The sequence below is a fragment of the Bradyrhizobium sp. 199 genome (assembly GCF_023073355.1).
In the GTDB taxonomy this organism is placed as follows: Bacteria; Pseudomonadota; Alphaproteobacteria; order Rhizobiales; family Xanthobacteraceae; genus Bradyrhizobium.
The window spans coordinates 1,828,456-1,847,126 of the sequence record NZ_JADPJI010000005.1 but is presented as its reverse complement, the minus strand read 5'-3'; the positions used below and the strand labels follow the sequence as shown (position 1 = coordinate 1,847,126).

22 protein-coding genes and 1 pseudogene are annotated in these 18,671 nt (G+C 63.8%); 14 read left to right on the top strand and 9 right to left on the bottom strand.

The window, feature by feature from the left end; all coding sequences use genetic code 11:
* Positions 1 to 37: 37 nt before the first annotated feature.
* Positions 38 to 1,651 carry a L,D-transpeptidase gene (locus IVB28_RS17455; RefSeq protein WP_247527755.1) on the bottom strand — a complete coding sequence of 538 codons (1,614 nt, stop codon included), beginning with the start codon at positions 1,649 to 1,651 and terminating at the stop codon, positions 38 to 40.
* A gap of 206 nt (positions 1,652 to 1,857) precedes the next feature.
* Between IVB28_RS17455 and IVB28_RS17450 the strand changes: the two genes are divergently transcribed.
* The 3 genes from IVB28_RS17450 (at position 1,858) to IVB28_RS17440 (ending at position 3,618) form a co-directional block, all read left to right on the top strand.
* Positions 1,858 to 2,406: a CreA family protein gene (locus IVB28_RS17450; protein WP_247527754.1), complete on the top strand. Its 549-nt coding sequence runs from the start codon at positions 1,858 to 1,860 to the stop codon at positions 2,404 to 2,406.
* Between the two features lie 650 nt (positions 2,407 to 3,056).
* Positions 3,057 to 3,221: a hypothetical protein gene (locus IVB28_RS17445; protein WP_247527753.1), complete on the top strand. Its 165-nt coding sequence runs from the start codon at positions 3,057 to 3,059 to the stop codon at positions 3,219 to 3,221.
* A gap of 34 nt (positions 3,222 to 3,255) precedes the next feature.
* Complete coding sequence (locus IVB28_RS17440; protein WP_247527752.1) at positions 3,256 to 3,618, top strand: hypothetical protein; 363 nt, start codon at positions 3,256 to 3,258, stop codon at positions 3,616 to 3,618.
* A gap of 12 nt (positions 3,619 to 3,630) precedes the next feature.
* Here the strand turns inward: IVB28_RS17440 and IVB28_RS17435 are convergent, their stop codons facing one another.
* Together IVB28_RS17435 and IVB28_RS17430 are read right to left on the bottom strand one after the other, a co-directional pair.
* Complete coding sequence (locus IVB28_RS17435; RefSeq protein WP_247528580.1) at positions 3,631 to 3,876, bottom strand: DUF6719 family protein; 246 nt, start codon at positions 3,874 to 3,876, stop codon at positions 3,631 to 3,633.
* A 66-nt stretch (positions 3,877 to 3,942) separates the two neighbouring features.
* Positions 3,943 to 5,415: a PLP-dependent aminotransferase family protein gene (locus IVB28_RS17430; protein ID WP_247527751.1), complete on the bottom strand. Its 1,473-nt coding sequence runs from the start codon at positions 5,413 to 5,415 to the stop codon at positions 3,943 to 3,945.
* A gap of 75 nt (positions 5,416 to 5,490) precedes the next feature.
* On the opposite strand from IVB28_RS17430, the gene IVB28_RS17425 reads away from it, so the two are divergent.
* From IVB28_RS17425 to IVB28_RS17395, 7 genes are all read left to right on the top strand, one after another.
* Positions 5,491 to 6,216: a pyridoxamine 5'-phosphate oxidase family protein gene (locus IVB28_RS17425; protein ID WP_247527750.1), complete on the top strand. Its 726-nt coding sequence runs from the start codon at positions 5,491 to 5,493 to the stop codon at positions 6,214 to 6,216.
* A gap of 53 nt (positions 6,217 to 6,269) precedes the next feature.
* A complete protein-coding gene (locus tag IVB28_RS17420; RefSeq protein WP_247527749.1) occupies positions 6,270 to 7,547 on the top strand; it encodes an ArgE/DapE family deacylase in 1,278 nt (425 codons plus the stop codon).
* Positions 7,548 to 7,808: 261 nt separating this feature from the next.
* Positions 7,809 to 8,618, top strand: a complete 810-nt coding sequence (locus tag IVB28_RS17415; RefSeq protein ID WP_247527748.1) for an alpha/beta hydrolase — start codon at positions 7,809 to 7,811, stop codon at positions 8,616 to 8,618.
* 36 nt (positions 8,619 to 8,654) lie between these two features.
* A complete protein-coding gene (kynA, locus tag IVB28_RS17410; protein WP_247527747.1) occupies positions 8,655 to 9,494 on the top strand; it encodes a tryptophan 2,3-dioxygenase in 840 nt (279 codons plus the stop codon).
* Between the two features lie 8 nt (positions 9,495 to 9,502).
* The gene (gene kynU / locus IVB28_RS17405; protein WP_247527746.1) at positions 9,503 to 10,705 is read left to right on the top strand and encodes a kynureninase; all 1,203 of its coding nucleotides are present in this window, start codon (positions 9,503 to 9,505) and stop codon (positions 10,703 to 10,705) included.
* 259 nt (positions 10,706 to 10,964) lie between these two features.
* Positions 10,965 to 11,366: a PaaI family thioesterase gene (locus tag IVB28_RS17400; RefSeq protein ID WP_247527745.1), complete on the top strand. Its 402-nt coding sequence runs from the start codon at positions 10,965 to 10,967 to the stop codon at positions 11,364 to 11,366.
* 150 nt (positions 11,367 to 11,516) lie between these two features.
* Complete coding sequence (locus IVB28_RS17395; protein WP_247527744.1) at positions 11,517 to 12,128, top strand: GNAT family N-acetyltransferase; 612 nt, start codon at positions 11,517 to 11,519, stop codon at positions 12,126 to 12,128.
* Positions 12,129 to 12,214: 86 nt separating this feature from the next.
* On the opposite strand, the gene IVB28_RS17390 is transcribed toward IVB28_RS17395, so the two are convergent.
* The 3 genes from IVB28_RS17390 to IVB28_RS17380 all read right to left on the bottom strand — a co-directional run bounded on the left by IVB28_RS17390 (position 12,215) and on the right by IVB28_RS17380 (position 13,615).
* Positions 12,215 to 12,520, bottom strand: coding sequence for a hypothetical protein (locus tag IVB28_RS17390; RefSeq protein ID WP_247317233.1), 306 nt, complete (start codon positions 12,518 to 12,520; stop codon positions 12,215 to 12,217).
* Between the two features lie 85 nt (positions 12,521 to 12,605).
* A complete protein-coding gene (locus IVB28_RS17385; protein WP_247527743.1) occupies positions 12,606 to 12,905 on the bottom strand; it encodes a putative quinol monooxygenase in 300 nt (99 codons plus the stop codon).
* Between the two features lie 23 nt (positions 12,906 to 12,928).
* A complete protein-coding gene (locus IVB28_RS17380) occupies positions 12,929 to 13,615 on the bottom strand; it encodes a DUF2161 family putative PD-(D/E)XK-type phosphodiesterase (protein WP_247527742.1) in 687 nt (228 codons plus the stop codon).
* 127 nt (positions 13,616 to 13,742) lie between these two features.
* On the opposite strand from IVB28_RS17380, the gene IVB28_RS17375 reads away from it, so the two are divergent.
* Positions 13,743 to 14,090 carry a GrlR family regulatory protein gene (locus IVB28_RS17375; protein ID WP_247527741.1) on the top strand — a complete coding sequence of 116 codons (348 nt, stop codon included), beginning with the start codon at positions 13,743 to 13,745 and terminating at the stop codon, positions 14,088 to 14,090.
* Here IVB28_RS17375 and IVB28_RS17370 read toward each other — a convergent pair whose 3' ends face one another.
* Complete coding sequence (locus IVB28_RS17370; protein ID WP_247528578.1) at positions 14,091 to 14,771, bottom strand: SDR family oxidoreductase; 681 nt, start codon at positions 14,769 to 14,771, stop codon at positions 14,091 to 14,093.
* A 118-nt stretch (positions 14,772 to 14,889) separates the two neighbouring features.
* On the opposite strand from IVB28_RS17370, the gene IVB28_RS17365 reads away from it, so the two are divergent.
* Complete coding sequence (locus IVB28_RS17365) at positions 14,890 to 15,609, top strand: SGNH/GDSL hydrolase family protein (RefSeq protein WP_247527740.1); 720 nt, start codon at positions 14,890 to 14,892, stop codon at positions 15,607 to 15,609.
* A 14-nt stretch (positions 15,610 to 15,623) separates the two neighbouring features.
* On the opposite strand, the gene IVB28_RS17360 is transcribed toward IVB28_RS17365, so the two are convergent.
* Positions 15,624 to 16,367: a tyrosine-protein phosphatase gene (locus IVB28_RS17360; protein ID WP_247527739.1), complete on the bottom strand. Its 744-nt coding sequence runs from the start codon at positions 16,365 to 16,367 to the stop codon at positions 15,624 to 15,626.
* A gap of 73 nt (positions 16,368 to 16,440) precedes the next feature.
* Here IVB28_RS17360 and IVB28_RS17355 point away from each other — a divergent pair.
* Positions 16,441 to 16,751 (top strand): annotated as a pseudogene (locus tag IVB28_RS17355) (MliC family protein).
* Between the two features lie 112 nt (positions 16,752 to 16,863).
* On the opposite strand, the gene IVB28_RS17350 reads toward IVB28_RS17355, so the two are convergent.
* The gene (locus IVB28_RS17350; RefSeq protein WP_247527738.1) at positions 16,864 to 17,067 is read right to left on the bottom strand and encodes a DUF2735 domain-containing protein; all 204 of its coding nucleotides are present in this window, start codon (positions 17,065 to 17,067) and stop codon (positions 16,864 to 16,866) included.
* 540 nt (positions 17,068 to 17,607) lie between these two features.
* On the opposite strand from IVB28_RS17350, the gene IVB28_RS17345 reads away from it, so the two are divergent.
* Positions 17,608 to 18,642 (top strand): glutamine synthetase beta-grasp domain-containing protein, encoded by a 1,035-nt coding sequence (locus tag IVB28_RS17345; RefSeq protein ID WP_247527737.1) that lies wholly within the window; start codon positions 17,608 to 17,610, stop codon positions 18,640 to 18,642.
* The last annotated feature ends 29 nt before the right edge of the window (positions 18,643 to 18,671 follow it).

Here is an 18,671-nt window from a genome sequence, read left to right as displayed (position 1 = left end):
GGCCTCGTCAACACCGCGTTATCGCGCGGCGACAGGGCTAGTACAGGCGGACGATGAAGTCGGTGCCTTCGCCGGTCTCGCCCTGGTTGATGCCTTGGTCGGAGATGATGATCGAGCCGCCTGATGTCAGCATCTCGTTGATCTTTGCCATGGTGTCGGCAGGGATCGAGATGCGGTCGAGGGCTGCAGCCGGACTGTCCGGCGTGACCACGGGCTTGGCAGTCACGGGCTTGGCAGCGACGGGGATCACGGTAGCGCCGCGCTGGCGGCGCGTAAGGCTGCCAGCGTCCTCGCGCGCCGCGGAACGGGCGGAGACTGGCAGAGACACCACCGACCAACGCAGTGCATTGGTATCGGTCTTGTCGAGCTCGGCGGTGAAGATATGCGTGCCGAGCGGCCGGTCGCTGGTGGCGATCGTGACCGGCTCCTCGAACAGCGGCGCAAAATTCTGCCGCACATAGAGCTTGGAATCCTTGCGGCTGATGAAGACTGCGATCTGGCCGGTCCGCTTGGGTGTTTCCGGCTTTGCAGCCAGCGCCGGATCGGCAACACGGCTCTCGTCCTTCTTCGCGTCGGGCGACGCGGCGAGCGCAGGTGCCGGTGCATCGGGCGTCTTTGCGGCGTCCGCTGCTTCCGTCTTGACCGGCTCGGCCTTCATAGTCTCAGCCTTGTCGGCGGGCTGGTCCTCGTTGGCAGGCTTGGCGGCATCGTCCGACGGCGGCTTGGCCGCGTCAGTTGCAGTTGCCTCGGCGGTCTTGGCCTTGTCGGCCGGTGCGGCGGCTTCTTCGTGGGTTTGCGCATTGCCCGTGGTCACATCCGACATCACGGTATGGCCGACGGAGGCGCGCAGTTCGAGCACGTCATCGGCGTTGGCCGTCTTGGTTTCGGTGGCCCGGGTCTCGACGGACTTGCGCTCGGCGGCCTTGCTTTGCGCCTCGCCCTTGTCCGCCTTATCGCCGACATAAGTCTGCGGCTGGAGGCTGGCGGCAGGCTGCGGCGGCACGCGCAACGAGGCGAGCAGGGGGTGGGCGAAACTGTGCGGCGTCATCTCGCCCGGCGCGACGATGACGCGCGCGCCCATCCTGGTCCAATTCCACATCTTCACCGCGAACGTCATCGGCATACGGATGCAGCCATGCGAGGCCGGATAGCCCGGCAACACGCCGGCATGCATGGCGACGCCGGACCAGGTGATCCGCTGCATGTACGGCATCGGCGCGCCGCTATAGATGTTGGAGTGGTGGAATTTGTGCTTCTGGATGACGCTGAACACACCCATCGGCGTCGAATGGCCCTTCATGCCTGTCGACACCGGAGATTCCGCGAACACGCCCTTGGCATCGTAGACGGTCACCTTCTGTCGGTCGATTGAGACGACGATGACCAGGGGCCCTTGCGGCTTGGTGCCGGCTTCCTTCTCGGCGACAACCTCTTTCTTGCCGGCGGCGCCACGCTTCTGCGGCTTCTGGCGCGGTATCTCGGGATGCCGGTTCTGCCGGGCGTAATAGGATCCGTCGGAATAATCCGTCCAATAATAAAATGCTGCGTCTGCCTGGCTGGTCGCGCCGATCGCGCCCGCCGCTGTCAAAATGGCGACCTGCCACAGCCGCGCCGGCTTGGCAGAAGAACCCGACCCGTTCACGCTGTTCATCCTCGAATCCATAATCCAAATCAGACGTTAGTGTCGCAAAGGGGATACGCGTTCACCAGCAGGCGGTTCTGCCGTCAGCTACTTTTGTCCAAGACGTAGCAAAAAAGCCTCACAGACCGGTAAACGCGGCCGCCTCTGGCCGTCTGTCGTCTTCCTGTCGGGCTGACGCGTTCCTACATTGCGGGGTGTCGTTAGCGGAGAACTTCATGTCATCTCGATTCCCTGGTCTTGCCGGCATCCGCTTGAAAGGCCTCGTCTTATTCCTCCTGGCCCTGACTGTGCCGGTGGCGTCCGCTTCGGCCGCCGACGAGCCCGACCTGATCTTCCGTCGCTCCACCGTGTTCAAATGGATGAGCCCGAACGACAAGCTCGCGACCTACGGACTCGACGATCCTGAAGTCGAGGGCGTCGCCTGTCATTTCACGGTGCCAGAAAAGGGCGGCTTCAAGGGCTGGCTCGGCCTTGCCGAGGAGGTCTCGGACATCTCGCTGGCCTGCCGCCAGATCGGCCCCATCAAGTTCAAGAACAAGATGGAGCAGGGCGACGACATGTTCCGCCAGCGCCGGTCGCTGTTCTTCAAGAAGATGCAGATCGTGCGCGGCTGCGATACCAAGCGCAACGTACTGGTCTACATGGTCTATTCGGACAGGATCATCGAGGGCTCGCCGAAGAACTCGACCTCGACCGTGCCGATCATGCCATGGGGAACTGCGGACGCAAACGTCCAGAAGTGCGGCGAGTTCTTTACACAGTGATGCGCGTTCACACAGTAACGAGCTTGCGTTCACTCAGGGGCAAAGGCGCGGCTGGCCTACGGCTTGACAAGATGCGAGCCAGTCAGCCGCACGAGGGCTTGTGGCGCGGCCTCAAAGCCGCGGCCAGACTGCTGCGACATCGCGCCGGCTGAGGCCACGCGATTGGGTCGTTGACCTCCGCCGTCCGTCCGTTGGTCCGCCTCGCGCGGCGTTGCGCGATCTTGCGTCACCATAATGGCCATCCCTTAAGTGAACGCGCCCGGTGATCCGGGCGTCCAGGTTTCGATGGCTTGGGTCGCACCCGACGCGCCTCCGGTTCGACAGGACCAGCCTTCGTTTGCCGTTCCATTCGCAGAAAAACGTAAAGTGCGTGTGAAGCGGGTGAGGCGGGAGCATGACGGCGGCTGCGTCGGGTGTGTTCGCCCACCGCTGCCGGAACTTGGCACGCCACCTTGAGCTCCAGCGAGACCCAACTGAAATAATTGGCGTTTTCGGAGAATTGTGTCGTGGTCTCGGGCCGGACGAAACAATTCTCACGCAAGATGAAACCATTTTGCGCTTTTGGCGCATCACGGGCGAAACCGCCGATGGTTATCAGTTTGACAACGACGAACGGCGCACCGCCGGCCACGGAATTCGGAGACAGGACCATGCGCGCGCTCAGCTTCATCCTTGCTTTTGCTTTCGTGGTTGCCGGCTCCTCGTTCGCGGGCTCGCCGGACGGCAATCTGCCCGGGGTCGGCACCTTCCAGTACAGCGGCTCGCCGGTCATCACCACGACGTCGCATTCGATCGTGGTTGCCGCGCGCTTCTGATCGACAACAAGAAAATCAGCCGATAAAGGCCGTCATGATCGTTCGATTTTGCGCCGCTGCGTTCGTCTCTGTTCTCACGATCAATGCCGCTCAGGCGCAGGTGCGCGCGCCCTTGAGATTACCGGATCCCCGCAGCGAATTCGTGCGCCAGTGCGCGCCGCGCATGATCGGCCGCTGGGAGCACCCGGAGGAAGTCTGCGGCTGCCTGCACGATCACGCCGCGGCCGCCGTCGAGGACCGCGACCTGCGCGAAGCGCTGTTGCGCGGCATCAGCGAGACCGGCGTGCCCACCATCGAGACCCACTGGGTCCCGGCCTCGAAACAGGGCGAGATCGGCCCGACCTTCACCAAGATCGCCAAGCCAACCTTGCAGTGCATGTTCGATCCGGCGAAATAGCCTCTCAGGCCATCATTTTGTTTTCGGCCCGTGTCGCGGCACGCAGGAACTCGTGCGCGAGACGCCCTTGTCGGTCATCTTTGCGCCGCGCACTTCCCTGACCTGCCCGGCTGGGCAGGTTCCGTCGTCCACCAGAACGCGCTGGCCGAGCTTCAGATCCACGATGTCTTGCTCACGTCCGACGGTGGCAGCGGGCGCCGTCGAGGCAAACGCGAGGGAGATCAGGAGCGAGAGGCAGGTCGCGTGGCGGAGTGACATCATGAAGGCTCCCGGGATCGATGGCGCAATGTAGGGAGCGATCAGCGATTCTCACAGTGAAGCTTGTTATGCCGGCCGAACCGACCGGTTCTTCGCGCGCAAGGCTGACCGTGATTCCCGCGCGAGCCGTTCGGCGGATGCCACGAGTTGTGGAACCGCATGTCCGGAAAATCCCAGCACGAAGCCGGGCAGAGGGCGCGCGCGCGAATAGGTGTCGGCCAATAGCCAGCCTCCCGCGCCGGCCGTCTGCTTGGCTTGCGCGGCTACCGCAAGGTCGACCGCGGGATCGAACCTGGCGACGAGATGCAGGCCTTGTGACGGCACCGGCACGGACAGCGCGCCATCGGATGCGGCTTCCAGCGTTTCGGCCAGCACATCGCGCGCCGCGCGATAGAGCTTTCGCACGCGCTTGAGGTTTGCGGCGAATGCGCCCGAGTTGAGCATGTCGGCCACTGCGCCTTCCATCAGAGTGCCGGGGAAGCGGTCGAGCGCCGCGCGCGTAGCCGTCACGTCCGCGATCAGGCGTTCGGGCAGGGCGCAATAGCCGATGCGCAGGCCTGGAAACAGCGTCTTGGCAAACGTGCCGAGGTAGATCACGCGCTGCAGACGATCGATGCCGGCGAGCGACATCAGCGGTGCGCCGTCATAGCGAAACTCGCTGTCGTAGTCGTCCTCCAGCACGAAAGCGCCGGCCTGCTTGGCCCAGTCCAGAAGCTCGAGCCGCCGCGGCATCGACATCTGCACGCCCAGCGGAAACTGGTGCGACGGCGTCACGTAAGCCGCGCGCGCGGACGGCGCCGCGGCGCGGCCCTTGGCGATGCGCATGCCGTGCTCGTCGACGGGAACGGGCACGGCGCGATAGCCGCAATGCGCGATGGTCTTGCGCGCGGCGGGATAACCTGGGTCCTCGCACCAGACCTGGTCACCGGCCTTCAGGATTGCGCTCAACACGATGCGGAGCGCGTGCAGGGTGCCTGATGTCAGCATGATCTGATCGGGATCGCAGCGCAGTCCGCGTGCCGACAACAGATGATCGGCGATTGCCGCGCGCAGCTCGCGGCTGCCGCGTGGATCGCCATAGTGAAGGTGCTCCGCGCCGAACGAACGCATACGGCGGCCGACGAAGGCGCGGAAGCGCTGCACCGCCCGTTCGTCGATATGCGTGCAGCCGAGCGCGAACGCGCCTTGCCCGGGCATTTCGACAATGACCTTCGGCTTGTTCGGCTCGGTCGCGCCTGCCGGAATGCGCGCGGCGACGAACGTTCCGGAGCCGACGGTCGCCTCGGCAAAGCCGTCGGCGATCAGACGCTCATAGGCGGTGACGACGGCGTTGCGCCGAAAGCCGGTCTGCCTGGCCAGCGTGCGCGACGGTGGCAGCGCCTCGCCGGGCTTTACGAGTCCCGAGACGATCATCTCGCACAGCGCCTGATAGAGCCGGTGCGCGGCCGAGGCGCCTCGCGTGACGTGCGGGCCGGCAAGGTCGAGCGGCAGCTCGGTCTTGGCCGGAGAGGGGAGCGAATTGGTTGGATTTTTTTCCATGGAATTGGAACTATCGCAGACCAAATGGGCCGCTACAACTGCTCGCAGAGTGTTCTAATCCGAGCAGGAGCGGCCGTGAGCCAGACCGAGACCTCAAATTCCTATCCGACATCGGCGCGCAACCAGGTGAAGCGCCGGCACGACCGCGGCTTCTATGACCACGATACGGTTCATCGCATCCTGGATTCCTCGATGCTCTGCCACGTCTCCTACGCGATTGACGGCCAGCCCTATTGCACGCCGACCTTCTTCTGGCGCGAGGGCACCAGGCTCTACTGGCACGGGTCGAGCGCAAGCCGGATGCTGCGCAATCAGACCAAGGGCGAGCGCGTGTGTCTCACGGTCGCGCATCTCGACAGCCTGGTGCTGGCGCGCTGCGGCTTCAACCACTCCGCCGACTACCGCGCGGTGATGGCATTCGGCACCGCCTATCTCGTCACCGACCCCGAGGAGAAGGAGCGCGCGGTGATCGCGATGGTCGACCGCTTCTTCCCGGATCGCACCGCCGGCCTCAGGGCAAGTAACACGCAGGAGATCAAGGCAACGTCATTCATCGCCATGGAGATCGAGGAAGCTTCAGCCAAGATCCGCGCCAAAGGCGTCGCTGACGACGAGGAGGACTATGCCTTGCCGATCTATGCCGAGCGCATCCCGGTTCGCACCGTGATCGGCATGCCGCAGCCGTGCCCGCGCCTGCTCGACGGCGTGACGCGCCCTGCGACATTGAACGGTTATTCGGAAGGCCGCCTGCTCGAAGATGCATTGCGGGATGCTTATTTTGTGCAGTACCCGAACGGCTGAAATCGGTTAGTTTGCGCACTCCCTGGGACCATTGGAATGGCTGGAGTTGCCTGATGAATGCCGAAACGCAGCAGAGGATTCTCGAGGCCGTCGATGTCGGCTTTGAGGCCCAGCTTGCCACCACACGCGATTTCGTCGCGATTCCCTCCACCCGCGGGGCGGAGGGGCCGTGCCAGGACATGATCGGCGACCTCCTGCGCGAACGGGGCTACGAGGTCGACGACTGGCACATCAACGTCGACGACCTCAAGGATCTGCGCGGCTTCGGCCCGATCGAGCATGATTTCTCCAGGGCGCGCTCGGTGGTGGGCACCTACCGTCCGCAAACGAGCAGTGGCAAGTCGCTGATCCTGCAGGGGCACTGCGACGTGGTGCCGGCCGGGCCGCTGGAATTATGGGACACGCCGCCGTTCTCGCCCGTCGTCAAAGACGGCAAGATGTTCGGCCGCGGTGCCTGCGACATGAAGTCGGGCACCATCGGCGCGCTCTATGCCCTGGATGCGATCAAGGCCGCGGGGTTCAAGCCGACAGCGCGGATTCACTTCCAGTCGGTGATCGAGGAGGAGAGCACCGGCGTCGGTGCGCTCTCGACGCTCCAGCGCGGCTATCGTGCGGACGCCTGTTTCATTCCGGAGCCGACCGGCGGCAAGATGGTGCGCTCGCAGGTCGGCGTGATCTGGTTTCGCCTGCGCGTGAAGGGCCATCCGACCCATGTCGCCTTTGCCGGCTCCGGGGCGAATGCGATCATGGCCGCCTATCATTTGATCCAGGCGCTGCAAAAACTCGAGATCGAGTGGAACGAGCGCGCCAAAGCCGATCGTCACTTCAAGACGCTGAACCATCCCATCAACTTCAATCCTGGCATCATCAAAGGCGGCGACTGGGCCTCCAGCGTGCCGGCCTGGTGCGACGTCGATTGCCGGATCGCCGTGTTGCCGGGTTGGTCGATCGCCGATCACCAGAAGGAGATCACGGCCTGCGTCGCTGCCGCAGCGCGCAACCACCGCTTCCTCGCCAACAATCCGCCCGAGATCGAATGGTCGGGCTTCCTGTCGGAAGGCTACGAACTGACCGACGCCGCCGCGCCGGAGGCCGCGTTCGGCAAGGCCTTCAACAAGGTCTATGGCGGCGCGGTCGAGGACCTCGTCTTCACAGCGCTCACCGATACCCGCTTCTATGGCCTCAACCATGGCATCCCGAGCCTGTGCTTCGGCGCCAGCGGCGGCGAGATGCACGGCTTCAACGAATATGTCGAGCTGGAGTCGCTGAAGAAGACGACAAAGGCGATGGCGCTGTTCATCGCGGAATGGTGCGGAGTGGAGAAGGCGTAGCTGCAGTCGCAGGTCTCGTAGTCGCAGGTCTCGTAGGGTAGGCAAAGGCGCTCCTGCGCCGTGCCCCCCGTCTTGCTTCGGTTGCCTGCGAAATTGGTAGGCACGGTTCGCTTTGCCCGCCCTACGACACAGTAGCTGAGGCGCTTGCTTGCTCAATCCACCAGCCCTCCAATTCCTTTAAGCTTAAAATAAAGACTAGGATGCTGCCCGCGCCAGTGGCAGACTGCGTCCGGTTCGTGAGACGAGTCCTCGGGAGCAACAATGCGCGATTGGGATGATGCTTATGCCAATTCGGCCCATATCCCTGGCTCGGACAAGATTCCGGCGCTGTGGGCGGAGCGGGCGGCGTTGTACCGCGCCGGACTGAAGGATTTTCGCGCCGACATCGCCTATGGCTCCGGTGAGCGGCAGCGTCTCGACCTGATCCTGCCCGACGTCGACAGCAAGGGTCTCGTCGTGTTCGTGCATGGCGGCTACTGGATGCGGTTCGACAAGTCGACCTGGACCGATCTCGCCGAAGGCGCGCGCCACCACGGCTGGACGGTGGCGTTGCCGAGCTACACGTTCACGCCGGCCGCGCGCATCTGTGACATCACCGCCGAGATCACTGCCGCGATCGCCAAGGCGGCCTCGCTCGTCGCTGGGCCGATCCGGCTTGCCGGCCATTCCGCGGGCGGCCACCTCGTCACGCGCATGCTGTGCGACGACAGCCGGCTCGAGCCTGCCGTCGTCAACCGTATCGCCGGGACGCTCTCGATCAGCGGCCTGCACGATCTGCGCCCGCTCCTGAAGACAAAGATGAATGAGACGCTGCGCATGACCATGGAGGAGGCGACGCTGGAGAGCGCGGCACTGCATCTGCCGCGCGGGCATTCGCCGGTGACCGCCTGGGTCGGTGGCGGCGAGCGGCCCGAATTCATCCGCCAGTCCGATCTGATGGCCAATATCTGGACCGGCTTCGACGTGCCGACCCGCCTCGTCGTCGACCCCGGGCTGAACCATTTTACCGTGATCGACGGACTGAAGGATCCGTCGTCGCCGATCACCGCGCGCCTGATCGGCCTCGACTGAGCAAAGCCGGGGAAGATAGATCGAAAGGGCCTGTCCATGACGTCCAGCGATTACGATCCCACGAGCGAAGGCGCCGAGACCGATTTCACCCGGCGGATGTCCTATGGCGACTACCTGGCGCTGGATGCAATCCTCGGCGCGCAGCATCCACTCTCGGAAGCCCATGACGAGATGCTGTTCATCATCCAGCATCAGACCACGGAGCTGTGGATGCGCCTCGCCATCCACGAACTCAGCGCTGCGCGCCGCGCCATCGCCAGCGACGAGGTGCAACCTGCAATGAAGATGCTGGCGCGGATGTCGCGCATCTTCGAGCAGCTCAACAACGCCTGGGACGTGCTGCGCACCATGACGCCGAGCGAGTACACCCGCTTCCGCTCGCAACTCGGCCAGTCCTCGGGCTTCCAGTCGCGCCAGTACCGGCTGATCGAATTCCTGCTTGGCAACCGCAATCATGCCATGCTCAAGCCGCACGCGCACGATGGGGAAACGGCGAAGCTGCTGGAGGCTGAACTCGCGACGCCCAGCCTCTATGACGAGGTGCTGCGGCTCGCAGACCGCAACGGGCTCAAGATGCCGGCCGCGGTGCTGGCTCGCGATATCCGCGAGACCCACAGCTTCAACGAAGGCGTGCTGCAGGCCTGGCGCGTCGTCTACGAGGCGCCGGAGACGCATTGGATGCTCTACGAGCTCGCCGAAAAACTGGTCGACTTCGAGGATTATTTCCGCCGCTGGCGCTTCAACCACGTGACGACGGTCGAGCGCGTCATCGGCTTCAAGCGCGGGACCGGCGGCACCGGTGGCGTCAGCTATCTCAAACGCATGCTGGAGGTAGAGTTGTTTCCCGAGCTCTGGCGCGTGCGAACCATTCTGTAGAAATGCCGATGACCAAATACCGCGTCTATCACGACACCAGAGCTCTGTTCCATTTGCCGGACGGCGTGATCTATCTCGACGGCAACTCGCTGGGCGCGCTTCCGCTCGGGGTTGCCGAGCGCGTCAACCGCGTCATCACCACTGAGTGGGGCAATGAGCTGATCCGTGCCTGGAACAGTGCAGGCTGGTACGCCCAGCCGCGCCATCTCGGCGATCGCATCGCGCGCCTGATCGGCGCGGAAGCCGGCTCGGTGATGGTTGGAGATACGCTGTCGCTCAAGGTCTATCAGGCGCTCGCCGCGGCGCTCGACATGAATGCGTCGCGCAAGATCGTCCTGTCTGACACCGGCAACTTCCCGACCGACATCTATATGGCCGAAGGCCTGATCGCCACGCTCGGGCGCGGCCATCGATTGCGGCTGGTCGCGCCGGAGGAGGTCGAATCCGCGCTGTCGGAGGAGGTCGCGGTGCTCTACCTCACCGAGGTCGACTACCGCACCGGCCGGCGCCATGACATGGCCCATCTGACTGCAAAGGCCGATGCGCTCGGTATCGTCACGGTCTGGGATCTCGCGCATTCCGCCGGGGCACTGCCGGTGGATCTCGCCCGGAGCGGTGCCGATTTCGCGGCGGGGTGCACCTACAAATACATCAATGCCGGCCCCGGCGCGCCGGCCTTCCTCTACGTCGCGCCGCGCCACGCCGACAGCGCGCGCGCTGCGCTGTCGGGGTGGATGGGCCATGCCAAACCCTTCGCATTCGAGCTTGCCTATGCGGCCGCCGGCGGTGTCGAGCGCATGCGCGTCGGCACGCCGCCGGTGTTGGCGATGGCGGCGCTGGAGGCCTCGCTCGACATCTGGGAGCGTGTCGATATCGCGGAGGTTCGCGCACGGTCGCTGGCGCTCGGCGACCTGCTGATCGCCGAAGTCGAGCGGCGTTGTCCGTCGCTGACGCTGGTGACGCCCCGGGCGCACGAGCAGCGCGGCTCGCACGTCTCTTTCGTCTTCGACGGCGGCTATGCCGCGATGCAAGCCCTGATCGCCCGTGGGGTCATCGGCGATTTCCGCGCGCCTGACATCATGCGCTTCGGGATCACGCCGCTGTATATCGGTGAGGACGAGATCGTCCGGGCGGCCGAGATCATCGAGGGGGTGATTGCAGGCGATGTGTGGCGCAGGCCGGAGTACCAGGTGGTGCATGCGGTAACGTGAGCTCCGCCGTACCCCGGAAGCAGCGCAGCGCGCCGGACTTGCGGCGTGATGCGCTGCAGAGCCTGGGCCCACGCTGCATTGTGCTCTGTCGCGAGATGGTCCCGGCTCAGCGCAGCAACGCTGACGCGTTGCAGCGGGTCCGGGACACGCGATTGTTGACGTTACACGCCGATGTTGGCGCGGCCATGACCTCAGACGTCATTGCCTTGCCACGCAAAGCCATTCACGCTGAGACAACAAGGAATTGGGAGGACATCTGATGACGCCGCTCGAGAAACTTAAAGCGATGAAGATGCCGTTCGCCGAGTTCAAGGGCGTCGAGTTCGTCGAGGCTGAGAAGGACCGCGTGGTAGCGCGGATGACGGTCCGGGCCGATCTCTGCACGCTCCACCACACCATCCACGGCGGGGCCGTGATGGCGCTGGCCGATTCGGTTGGCGCGGCCGCGACCGTGATTAACCTGCCTGAGGACGCCAAGGGCACGACCACGTTAGAGAGCAAGACCAATTTCATCGGCGGGGCCAAGGAGGGAACCACGGTCATTGCCACTGCAAGGCCGGTCCATCGCGGCCGCCGGACCCAGGTCTGGACCACCCGGCTGGAGACCGAAGACGGTAAGCTGGTCGCGGTGGTGACCCAAACCCAACTGGTCCTCTTGTGACTACGGGGCCTTGATCTCATTAACGAATTAGTCGCCCCGCATGCCCTAAACTTGGGCAGGTTCCCGGCTTGAAAGGTGTGCTGCGACGCACAATATTAGGGACCTAGGGATTCGAACGCCTCCTTGAGGGACACCAAGAGGAGTTTTGACGTGGCACTTGAAGACACTACCCGCATGATGTCCGTTCCGGGCTATGTGCGGACCTTGAGCCAGCAGGAAGAATTGCCACTGCTGCGCGATCACCTGCTGAGACTCGATGCCGAAAGCCGGCATGATCGTTTCAACGGTTTTCTCGACGACAGCTTCATCGAGCGATACGCCGCGCGCTGTGCCGAGGATGGCACTGTGATCGTCGCCTACATCGTTGACGGCGTGGTCCGCGGTGCGGCCGAACTGCATCCCCCGGCGGGCGATTCGCTGCCCGAGGTCGCTTTCAGCGTGGAGGCCTCGGCGCGCCGTCAGAACGTCGGCACCGTGCTGTTCAGCCGGCTGATCGCGGAGGCGCGCTGGAAAGGCTACAAGCGCCTGCGCATCACCACCGGCGCCGAGAACCACGCGATGCGGGCGCTCGCCCGGAAGTTCGGGGCGCATCTCACCTTCCGCCATGGCGAATCGACCGGCACGATCGATCTCGTCAAGGCGCCCGAGGCCGAACTCGCTGACCTCGCGGCTTCGCCCTTCACAGCCGGTCGTGCTCTTCTCAGCTTCAACTCGACGTGCTGGAAGATCATCTCCAGCATGTACGGCAATCGCGCCGCCTGACCTAAAAAAGCAGGACCGGAATCAAAAAAGCGGACCGGCAAAACCGGCCCGCTCTTGCATTGTATTGGGGTAGACGACCGGGCCGCTCAGGTCCCGGTGCGCTTGTCGTTGCCGAAACGGCGGACGACGCGGCGTTCGACCACGACGGAGCGCTGTGCACCCTGTTCACCGGCGATCACGCGCGTCGCAGTGATGCGGCTGTTGGTGCGCGCCTGCTTCTTCACCTCGGCCTGCACGACGTCGAGCGGCATCCCCATCAAGGCAGCGGCGATCTCGGCCTGCTGCTCGTGATCGTCAGTGATGCCGATGGCGGCAAAGATCGCCTCGTCCAGGGTGGGCGGATCATGACGCACGCGCCGCGTGCCATATTTGGTATTCCAGTCTGCGTTCATAACGGCCTCGTTTCGATGCCGGGATACCTAGTGCCACCAATGTTGCATTGCAATATGAAAATGGTGTGGCATCTCAGCTATGCACTCACAGATTTTCAAGCCTGCTGGCGTCGTAGAGGTCGAGGGTCGTCGGCCCCTCGGCCAACGAGCGCAGGCCGCGCACGAACGCCCCGGATGCAGGTACCGCGAAATGCGCGGCGAGGGCGGCGCGGTGGGCCCATTGCTCCAAGAACACCAACCTGAGGGGGTTCTCGCAATCCACATGCACCGCGTGCGAGATGCAGCCGGGCTCCAGGCGCGAGCGATGAACGTGTTCGAGGCTGAGGCGGCGCGCCTCTTCGAATGTCTCGGGCCGAACCGTCACACTGCCAGTCACAACGATCATGCGAATCCCCGATGTGAATTCCGCTAGGGCAGGGATGCCGCGCGTGCGGAGTCCCTGATCGCCGTCTGCGGCCAGCGTTTCAAGGCGGCGTGTCCGGCCTCGGTGAGCCCGTAGATTCCCCGGTCGGCCCGTTCGAACCAGCCATACACATTGTTAAGCAAGATCTTGCCCGCATCAGGACAACGTTCGCGCAATTCTCGCACTTTCCGTGGCCCACCGGCGAGTTCCGAGGCGCAGGCCAGCGCCTGCTGCCGATAGGCTGTCATGATCGGCGCGCGGGTGCTGCCGCCGAGCACGGGATCGCCCTGGCGACGCTGATGCTCGGCGACGAGGCGCGAACGTACCTTCGGCTCGCGGCGCGGCGCCGCCGTCGGCGGCTTCACCAGCACCTCGACCTGTCCGCGATCAGTGACCCCGAGCATGCCGAAGCCGAGGCGGCGGCAGAGATTGCGGTAGCGAGCGTCGCTCTCGCGACCCTTGCCCCGAATCGACATCTTCGCCGCGATCCAGACCTCGTCGCCGGCCGGCGCACGGTCGACCGCCTGCAGGATCAGCTCGAGATTGAAGGCGAGCTTGAGCTCCCCGATCACCACCACCGGTGGGTCGCCGGCGCTGAGGCCGACGAGATCGCAGCCACCGATCTCGCCCTTCACGGCGAAGCCGAGCTCTTCGAGGAAGCGTTTGACGGGCAGGTAAAGTGCGGTTTCCAAGGGCGCGTCCGATCGGAGAATCAGTCGAGCGCAGTCTAGCCCGGATCGGATTTGGGACCCTGCGCATTTGATCGGGAACCTGTGGTGGGGTTATCTTGCGAGCGGGATAGCCGGGCGCTCGATGAAGATGACGATCAGGAACGGGCTCTATCACATTCGCATCCAGATGCTGGATGCTGTCCAGGGCGGCAATCAGGGTGTCATGGTGCTGCGCGACGGCACCATGCGGGGCGGCGATTCATTCTTCTTCGCCTACGGCAGCTACACCTCGGCTGAGGGCAAGTGGAAGGGCGAGCTCACCAACGAGGAGCACTCGCCCTCGTTCGACGAACGCCCGGTGTGGGGACGCAAAATCGTGACCATCGGCTTCAGCGGCACCTACACCGACGAGACCGCCTATGGCGAAGGCATGGCGCTCGCCGGCAAGCAGAGCATCCGTTTCAAAGGCAATCTTCGGCTGCTGGTGCCGGATTGATCACACCCGCCCGGCCACCGGGATCAGCGCGCCGGTGATGCCGGATGCGGCATCGCTGGCGAGGAACAGGATGACCTCGGCGAGTTCCTGCGGCGTCACCCATTTGGAGAAGTCCGCCTTCGGCATGTCGGCAGGGTTGGCCCTGGTGTCGATGATCGAGGGCAGCACCGCGTTTACCGTGACCTTGCCCTTCCACTCGTTGGCGAGCGCCTCGGTGAGGCGATGCACGCCAGCCTTCGAGGCCGCATAAGGTCCCATTCCGCTGCCGGCCTGGAGCGCGCCCACAGCGCCGATATTGACGATGCGGCCGGCCTTGGACGCCGCGAGATGCGGCAGCGCCGCGCGCGAGGTGTTGAGCGCGGTCAGGACATTGAGTGCGTACATGCGTTGCCAGGTCTTGATGTCGCCGTCACCAACGGTTTCGAACGCGAAGCCGCCGGCGATGTTGATCAGCGCATCGAGCCGGCCGAAATGCGTTGCCGCCGCATCGGTCGCTGTCTTCGCTGCGACCGCGTCGGATAGGTCGACGCCGCCGATCTCGATGCGGTCGGGCGTCGTGGGTACTTGCGAAGGCGCGTGATCGATGCCGGCGACGCGCGCGCCGCGCGACTGTGCGGTTTCGGCAACGACCTTGCCGAGCGCACCGAGTGCGCCGGTCACGACAATGATTTTTCCCTGCACCATGCTCTCCGCCGTTTCGCTTTGCTGCGACTTTTGCGTCGAGCGAATTGGACTTGCAATGGCGGCAGCTTCAAGGCTGGGCTATAGATGCAACTTTAGATCGCGAGGAGATTGTTTCATGTCTGACAATTTGCCAACCGTCGAGTTTCCCCCAGCGATCGTCGACCTGAAATATCCGCTGGTGCGGCTTCGGCAGGCATTGGACGGAAAGGGTCCGGTGCGCATCGTGGCCATGGGCTCGTCGTCAACGGCCGGACGGGGCGATGTCGTCCCATATCCCTATCGGCTGGAGATGTACCTGCGGCAATACTTCAAGGACGTTATCCCGCGCCCGGACATCCGAATTGACGTGCTGAACCGGGGCAAGGGCGGAGAAGAGGCAACCGAAGAGCTCGGACGCTTCGAGGCCGATATTTTTCATGATGATCCGGCACTGGTCATCTGGCAGGTTGGAACGAACGCGGTCTTTCACAACGACAAGTACGACGTGGACGTTGTTGCCGCGGACATCAGGAAGGGTTTGGGACAATTGCGCGCCCGCGGCTTCGAGGTTCTGGTGATTGATCCCCAGTATGTGACGAAGATGCTTTGGGACGGCCGGGCTGAGCTCTCGGAAAAGATTGTCCGGCTGATCCGCGATGCTGCCAATGAGGCCCAGGTGAATCTGTTCCAGCGCTGGGCGCTGATGCGGCATTGGCACGTGCAAAACAACGTCTCTTTCGAGCAATTGATCGACACGGGTGATCCTGACAAGCTGCATCAGAATGATTGGAGCACCCAACAAATCTCCTTGGCGCTCAAGAGCACTATCATCAAGTCCCTCGGGCCGATGGCTTGAGGCAGCCGCTCAGATCACGCCTGCAGATAGCGGTCCTTGAGCGCGGCTCGCTCCGCCGTGCCAAGCTTGAGCCCGTCGCGAAAATAGCTCTCGATGTCGCCGTATTCCTTGACGACCGCTTCGAAAGCCGCGCCCAGGTAAGAGGATTCGACGCTGCCGATGGCATTGCGCACATCTTCCGGCAGGTCGGTGGCCGCCGTCGCATCGCGCTTGTAGTGCTGGTTGGTGAGCAGGTAGTCCTTGGAGATGACGTCTTCGGGCACGTCGAGCGCGCGCAGGATCAGCGCGATGGCAAAGCCGGTGCGGTCCTTGCCGGCCGTGCAGTGAATCACCAGCGGCGCGCGGTCCTCCAGGAGATGGCCGAACAGGGCGCGAAAGCTGTGCGTGTGGTGGCGAACATAGTTGCGATAGGATTCGCGCATGAGCTCGAGGGCGACCGGTGCCGTTAGCGTGCCCCGCGCGAGTTCGGCGCGCAGCCCGGCAACGACGCTCGGCTCGATCGGCAGCGAATGTACCGTGATCTCGTTCACGACGCAGATGCCGGCCGCGCGCTCTTCCACCCCGCGGAAATCGAACGCGCTTCGCACGCCCAGCGCACGGACGATCTCGACATCGGCGGCCGTGAGCTGGCCGAGATGGTTGGAGCGGAAGATGTGCCGCCAGCGCGTGGTGCGGCCATCGGACGTCGGATAGCCGCCGAGATCGCGAAAATTGCTGGCGCCTTGCAAGGCGAGGTGGCGGGCAGGGGAATCTGACATGGGATCGGCTTCGGTTACGTTCCATTGGACGCACGAGTTGGCGTGTCGTTGAGGTCTATTACAGGGGGCGATCATGGTCCGGCACAAGGCCATTCTTTGTGGGATCACCATGCTGGCAGCTGGAATTTGCGGCGTGCGGCAGACTGGAGCGCAGACGTTCCAGACCTATCGCTGCACCGACGGGACGCAGTTCATCGTGGGGTTCTATGACGACGACAAGCGCGCTTTTCTTCAGATTGACGGCGAGCCGGTCACCCTCGCCAAGCGGCTGACGGTCTCCGGCATACGCTATTCGGGTGCGGGCATCACGCTGACCATCGCCAAGTCCGGCACCAGCACAGTCAAGCATCTGAAGCGGCCGCGACGGCCTGCGCAATGACCTGAACGGCGTCATCGCGCGAGAATCAAAAAGGGCCGAAACGCCGTTGTCTCGACCCTTTTTGAACTGTCGCCGGAGGCTTCCGCCGGCGTGGCGGTTTCAAACGAGGCGTGGGGATCAACGATCCCATTTCGGCTTGGCTTCGTCGACCGCGTCCTGGTGGTACCAGCTGTCGCTGCAAATCGAGGCGTTCGCAGGAAGCGAGGCGTGATCGGCTGCAAGGCGGGTCTCGCCATAGCGGCGTCCGGCGAGAGCTGCGCGGCCCCCGACCGGGAATTGGTAGATCGTTGCCGATCCGTGACTCAGACCATCGTTCATCATTGCGATTCTCCTTGGTCGAAGCGCCTTGGCCTCCATGGTGCGCGCGACTCGTTCGATTGTGGTTACAGGATTCCCCATATCGGCCGCGTCTCCCCGGATTGGAAAGTGCTGAAAAGGAAATCAGTTGCCGCCCAATTTGTAGGCAGTCGGAGGTCTGCATCTCGTGGGGCACGCCGCAGGTGACCAATGCCTGGGCCATCGCAAAGGTTGCTGGGCAGGGGCAAGTGACTTTGCGAAAGTTGCCGGACGTTGATGCGCGTTTCATCGGCAACCTCCAGCACGGCGCCGTCTGCTTCAGAATCGGGCGATTTCCCTGGGTTTTTGCGCTGCAGCTACACGCGAAGGTGCGCGGCTATGACGCACGGGGCAGGAGGCGGTTTGCTCGCGGCAAGCAGACCCCGGCCGCGGTGGAAAACCTGCCGGACTGCGGCCTTTTGGCACGACAAATGCTTGTAGCGGGCCGGCCGATGGTGGCCGGGTACAAAAAGTTCGCGGGCCCCCGGGCCCCCCAACCTTTCGCATCATCTACAGAGAGGCTCAATGACCAAGTATAAGCTCGAGTACATCTGGCTCGACGGATATACGCCGACCCCGAACTTGCGCGGCAAAACTCAGATCAAGGAATTCGCGTCGTTCCCGACGCTCGAGCAGCTTCCGCTCTGGGGTTTCGATGGCTCCTCCACGCAGCAGGCCGAAGGCCACAGCTCCGATTGCGTGCTGAAGCCGGTAGCCGTCTTCCCGGACGCCGCGCGCACCAATGGCGTGCTCGTGATGTGCGAAGTCATGATGCCCGACGGCAAGACCCCGCACGCCTCCAACAAGCGCGCCACCATTCTCGACGACGCCGGCGCCTGGTTCGGTTTCGAGCAGGAATACTTCTTCTACAAGGACGGCCGTCCGCTCGGCTTCCCGGCCGCCGGCTATCCGGCGCCGCAGGGTCCGTACTACACGGGCGTCGGCTACTCGAATGTCGGCGACGTCGCCCGCAAGATCGTCGAAGAGCATCTCGACCTCTGCCTGGCTGCCGGCATCAACCATGAAGGCATCAACGCGGAAGTCGCCAAGGGCCAGTGGGAGTTCCAGATCTTCGGCAAGGGCTCCAAGACCGCTGCCGACCAGATGTGGATGGCTCGCTACCTGATGCTGCGCCTCACCGAGAAGTACGGCATCGACATCGAATTCCACTGCAAGCCGCTCGGCGACACCGACTGGAACGGCTCCGGCATGCACGCCAACTTCTCGACCGAGTACATGCGCTCCGTCGGCGGCAAGGAGTATTTCGAAGCTCTGATGGCCGCCTTCGACAAGAACCTGATGGACCACATCGCCGTCTACGGCCCGGACAACGACAAGCGTTTGACCGGCAAGCACGAGACCGCGCCGTGGAACAAGTTCAGCTACGGCGTTGCCGACCGCGGCGCCTCGATCCGCGTTCCGCACTCCTTCGTCAACAACGGCTACAAGGGCTATCTGGAAGACCGCCGTCCGAACTCGCAGGGCGACCCATACCAGATCGCTTCGCAGATCCTGAAGACGATTGCGTCCGTGCCGGTCGACAAGAAGGCCGCGGCCTAAAGATCCTCCCGGCCCGGGCTGGGGGGCTG

Coding starts and splice junctions, on each gene's coding strand:
- IVB28_RS17445 (WP_247527753.1), top strand. CDS start 3,057: ATGCGCGCGCTCAGCTTCATCCTTGCTTTTGCTTTCGTGGTTGCCGGC.
- IVB28_RS17455 (WP_247527755.1), bottom strand. CDS start 1,651: ATGAACAGCGTGAACGGGTCGGGTTCTTCTGCCAAGCCGGCGCGGCTG.
- IVB28_RS17360 (WP_247527739.1), bottom strand. CDS start 16,367: ATGTCAGATTCCCCTGCCCGCCACCTCGCCTTGCAAGGCGCCAGCAAT.
- IVB28_RS17450 (WP_247527754.1), top strand. CDS start 1,858: ATGTCATCTCGATTCCCTGGTCTTGCCGGCATCCGCTTGAAAGGCCTC.
- IVB28_RS17420 (WP_247527749.1), top strand. CDS start 6,270: ATGAATGCCGAAACGCAGCAGAGGATTCTCGAGGCCGTCGATGTCGGC.
- kynA (WP_247527747.1), top strand. CDS start 8,655: ATGACGTCCAGCGATTACGATCCCACGAGCGAAGGCGCCGAGACCGAT.
- IVB28_RS17345 (WP_247527737.1), top strand. CDS start 17,608: ATGACCAAGTATAAGCTCGAGTACATCTGGCTCGACGGATATACGCCG.
- IVB28_RS17415 (WP_247527748.1), top strand. CDS start 7,809: ATGCGCGATTGGGATGATGCTTATGCCAATTCGGCCCATATCCCTGGC.
- IVB28_RS17435 (WP_247528580.1), bottom strand. CDS start 3,876: ATGTCACTCCGCCACGCGACCTGCCTCTCGCTCCTGATCTCCCTCGCG.
- kynU (WP_247527746.1), top strand. CDS start 9,503: ATGACCAAATACCGCGTCTATCACGACACCAGAGCTCTGTTCCATTTG.
- IVB28_RS17400 (WP_247527745.1), top strand. CDS start 10,965: ATGACGCCGCTCGAGAAACTTAAAGCGATGAAGATGCCGTTCGCCGAG.
- IVB28_RS17440 (WP_247527752.1), top strand. CDS start 3,256: ATGATCGTTCGATTTTGCGCCGCTGCGTTCGTCTCTGTTCTCACGATC.
- IVB28_RS17350 (WP_247527738.1), bottom strand. CDS start 17,067: ATGATGAACGATGGTCTGAGTCACGGATCGGCAACGATCTACCAATTC.
- IVB28_RS17365 (WP_247527740.1), top strand. CDS start 14,890: ATGTCTGACAATTTGCCAACCGTCGAGTTTCCCCCAGCGATCGTCGAC.
- IVB28_RS17375 (WP_247527741.1), top strand. CDS start 13,743: ATGACGATCAGGAACGGGCTCTATCACATTCGCATCCAGATGCTGGAT.
- IVB28_RS17390 (WP_247317233.1), bottom strand. CDS start 12,520: ATGAACGCAGACTGGAATACCAAATATGGCACGCGGCGCGTGCGTCAT.
- IVB28_RS17385 (WP_247527743.1), bottom strand. CDS start 12,905: ATGATCGTTGTGACTGGCAGTGTGACGGTTCGGCCCGAGACATTCGAA.
- IVB28_RS17430 (WP_247527751.1), bottom strand. CDS start 5,415: ATGGAAAAAAATCCAACCAATTCGCTCCCCTCTCCGGCCAAGACCGAG.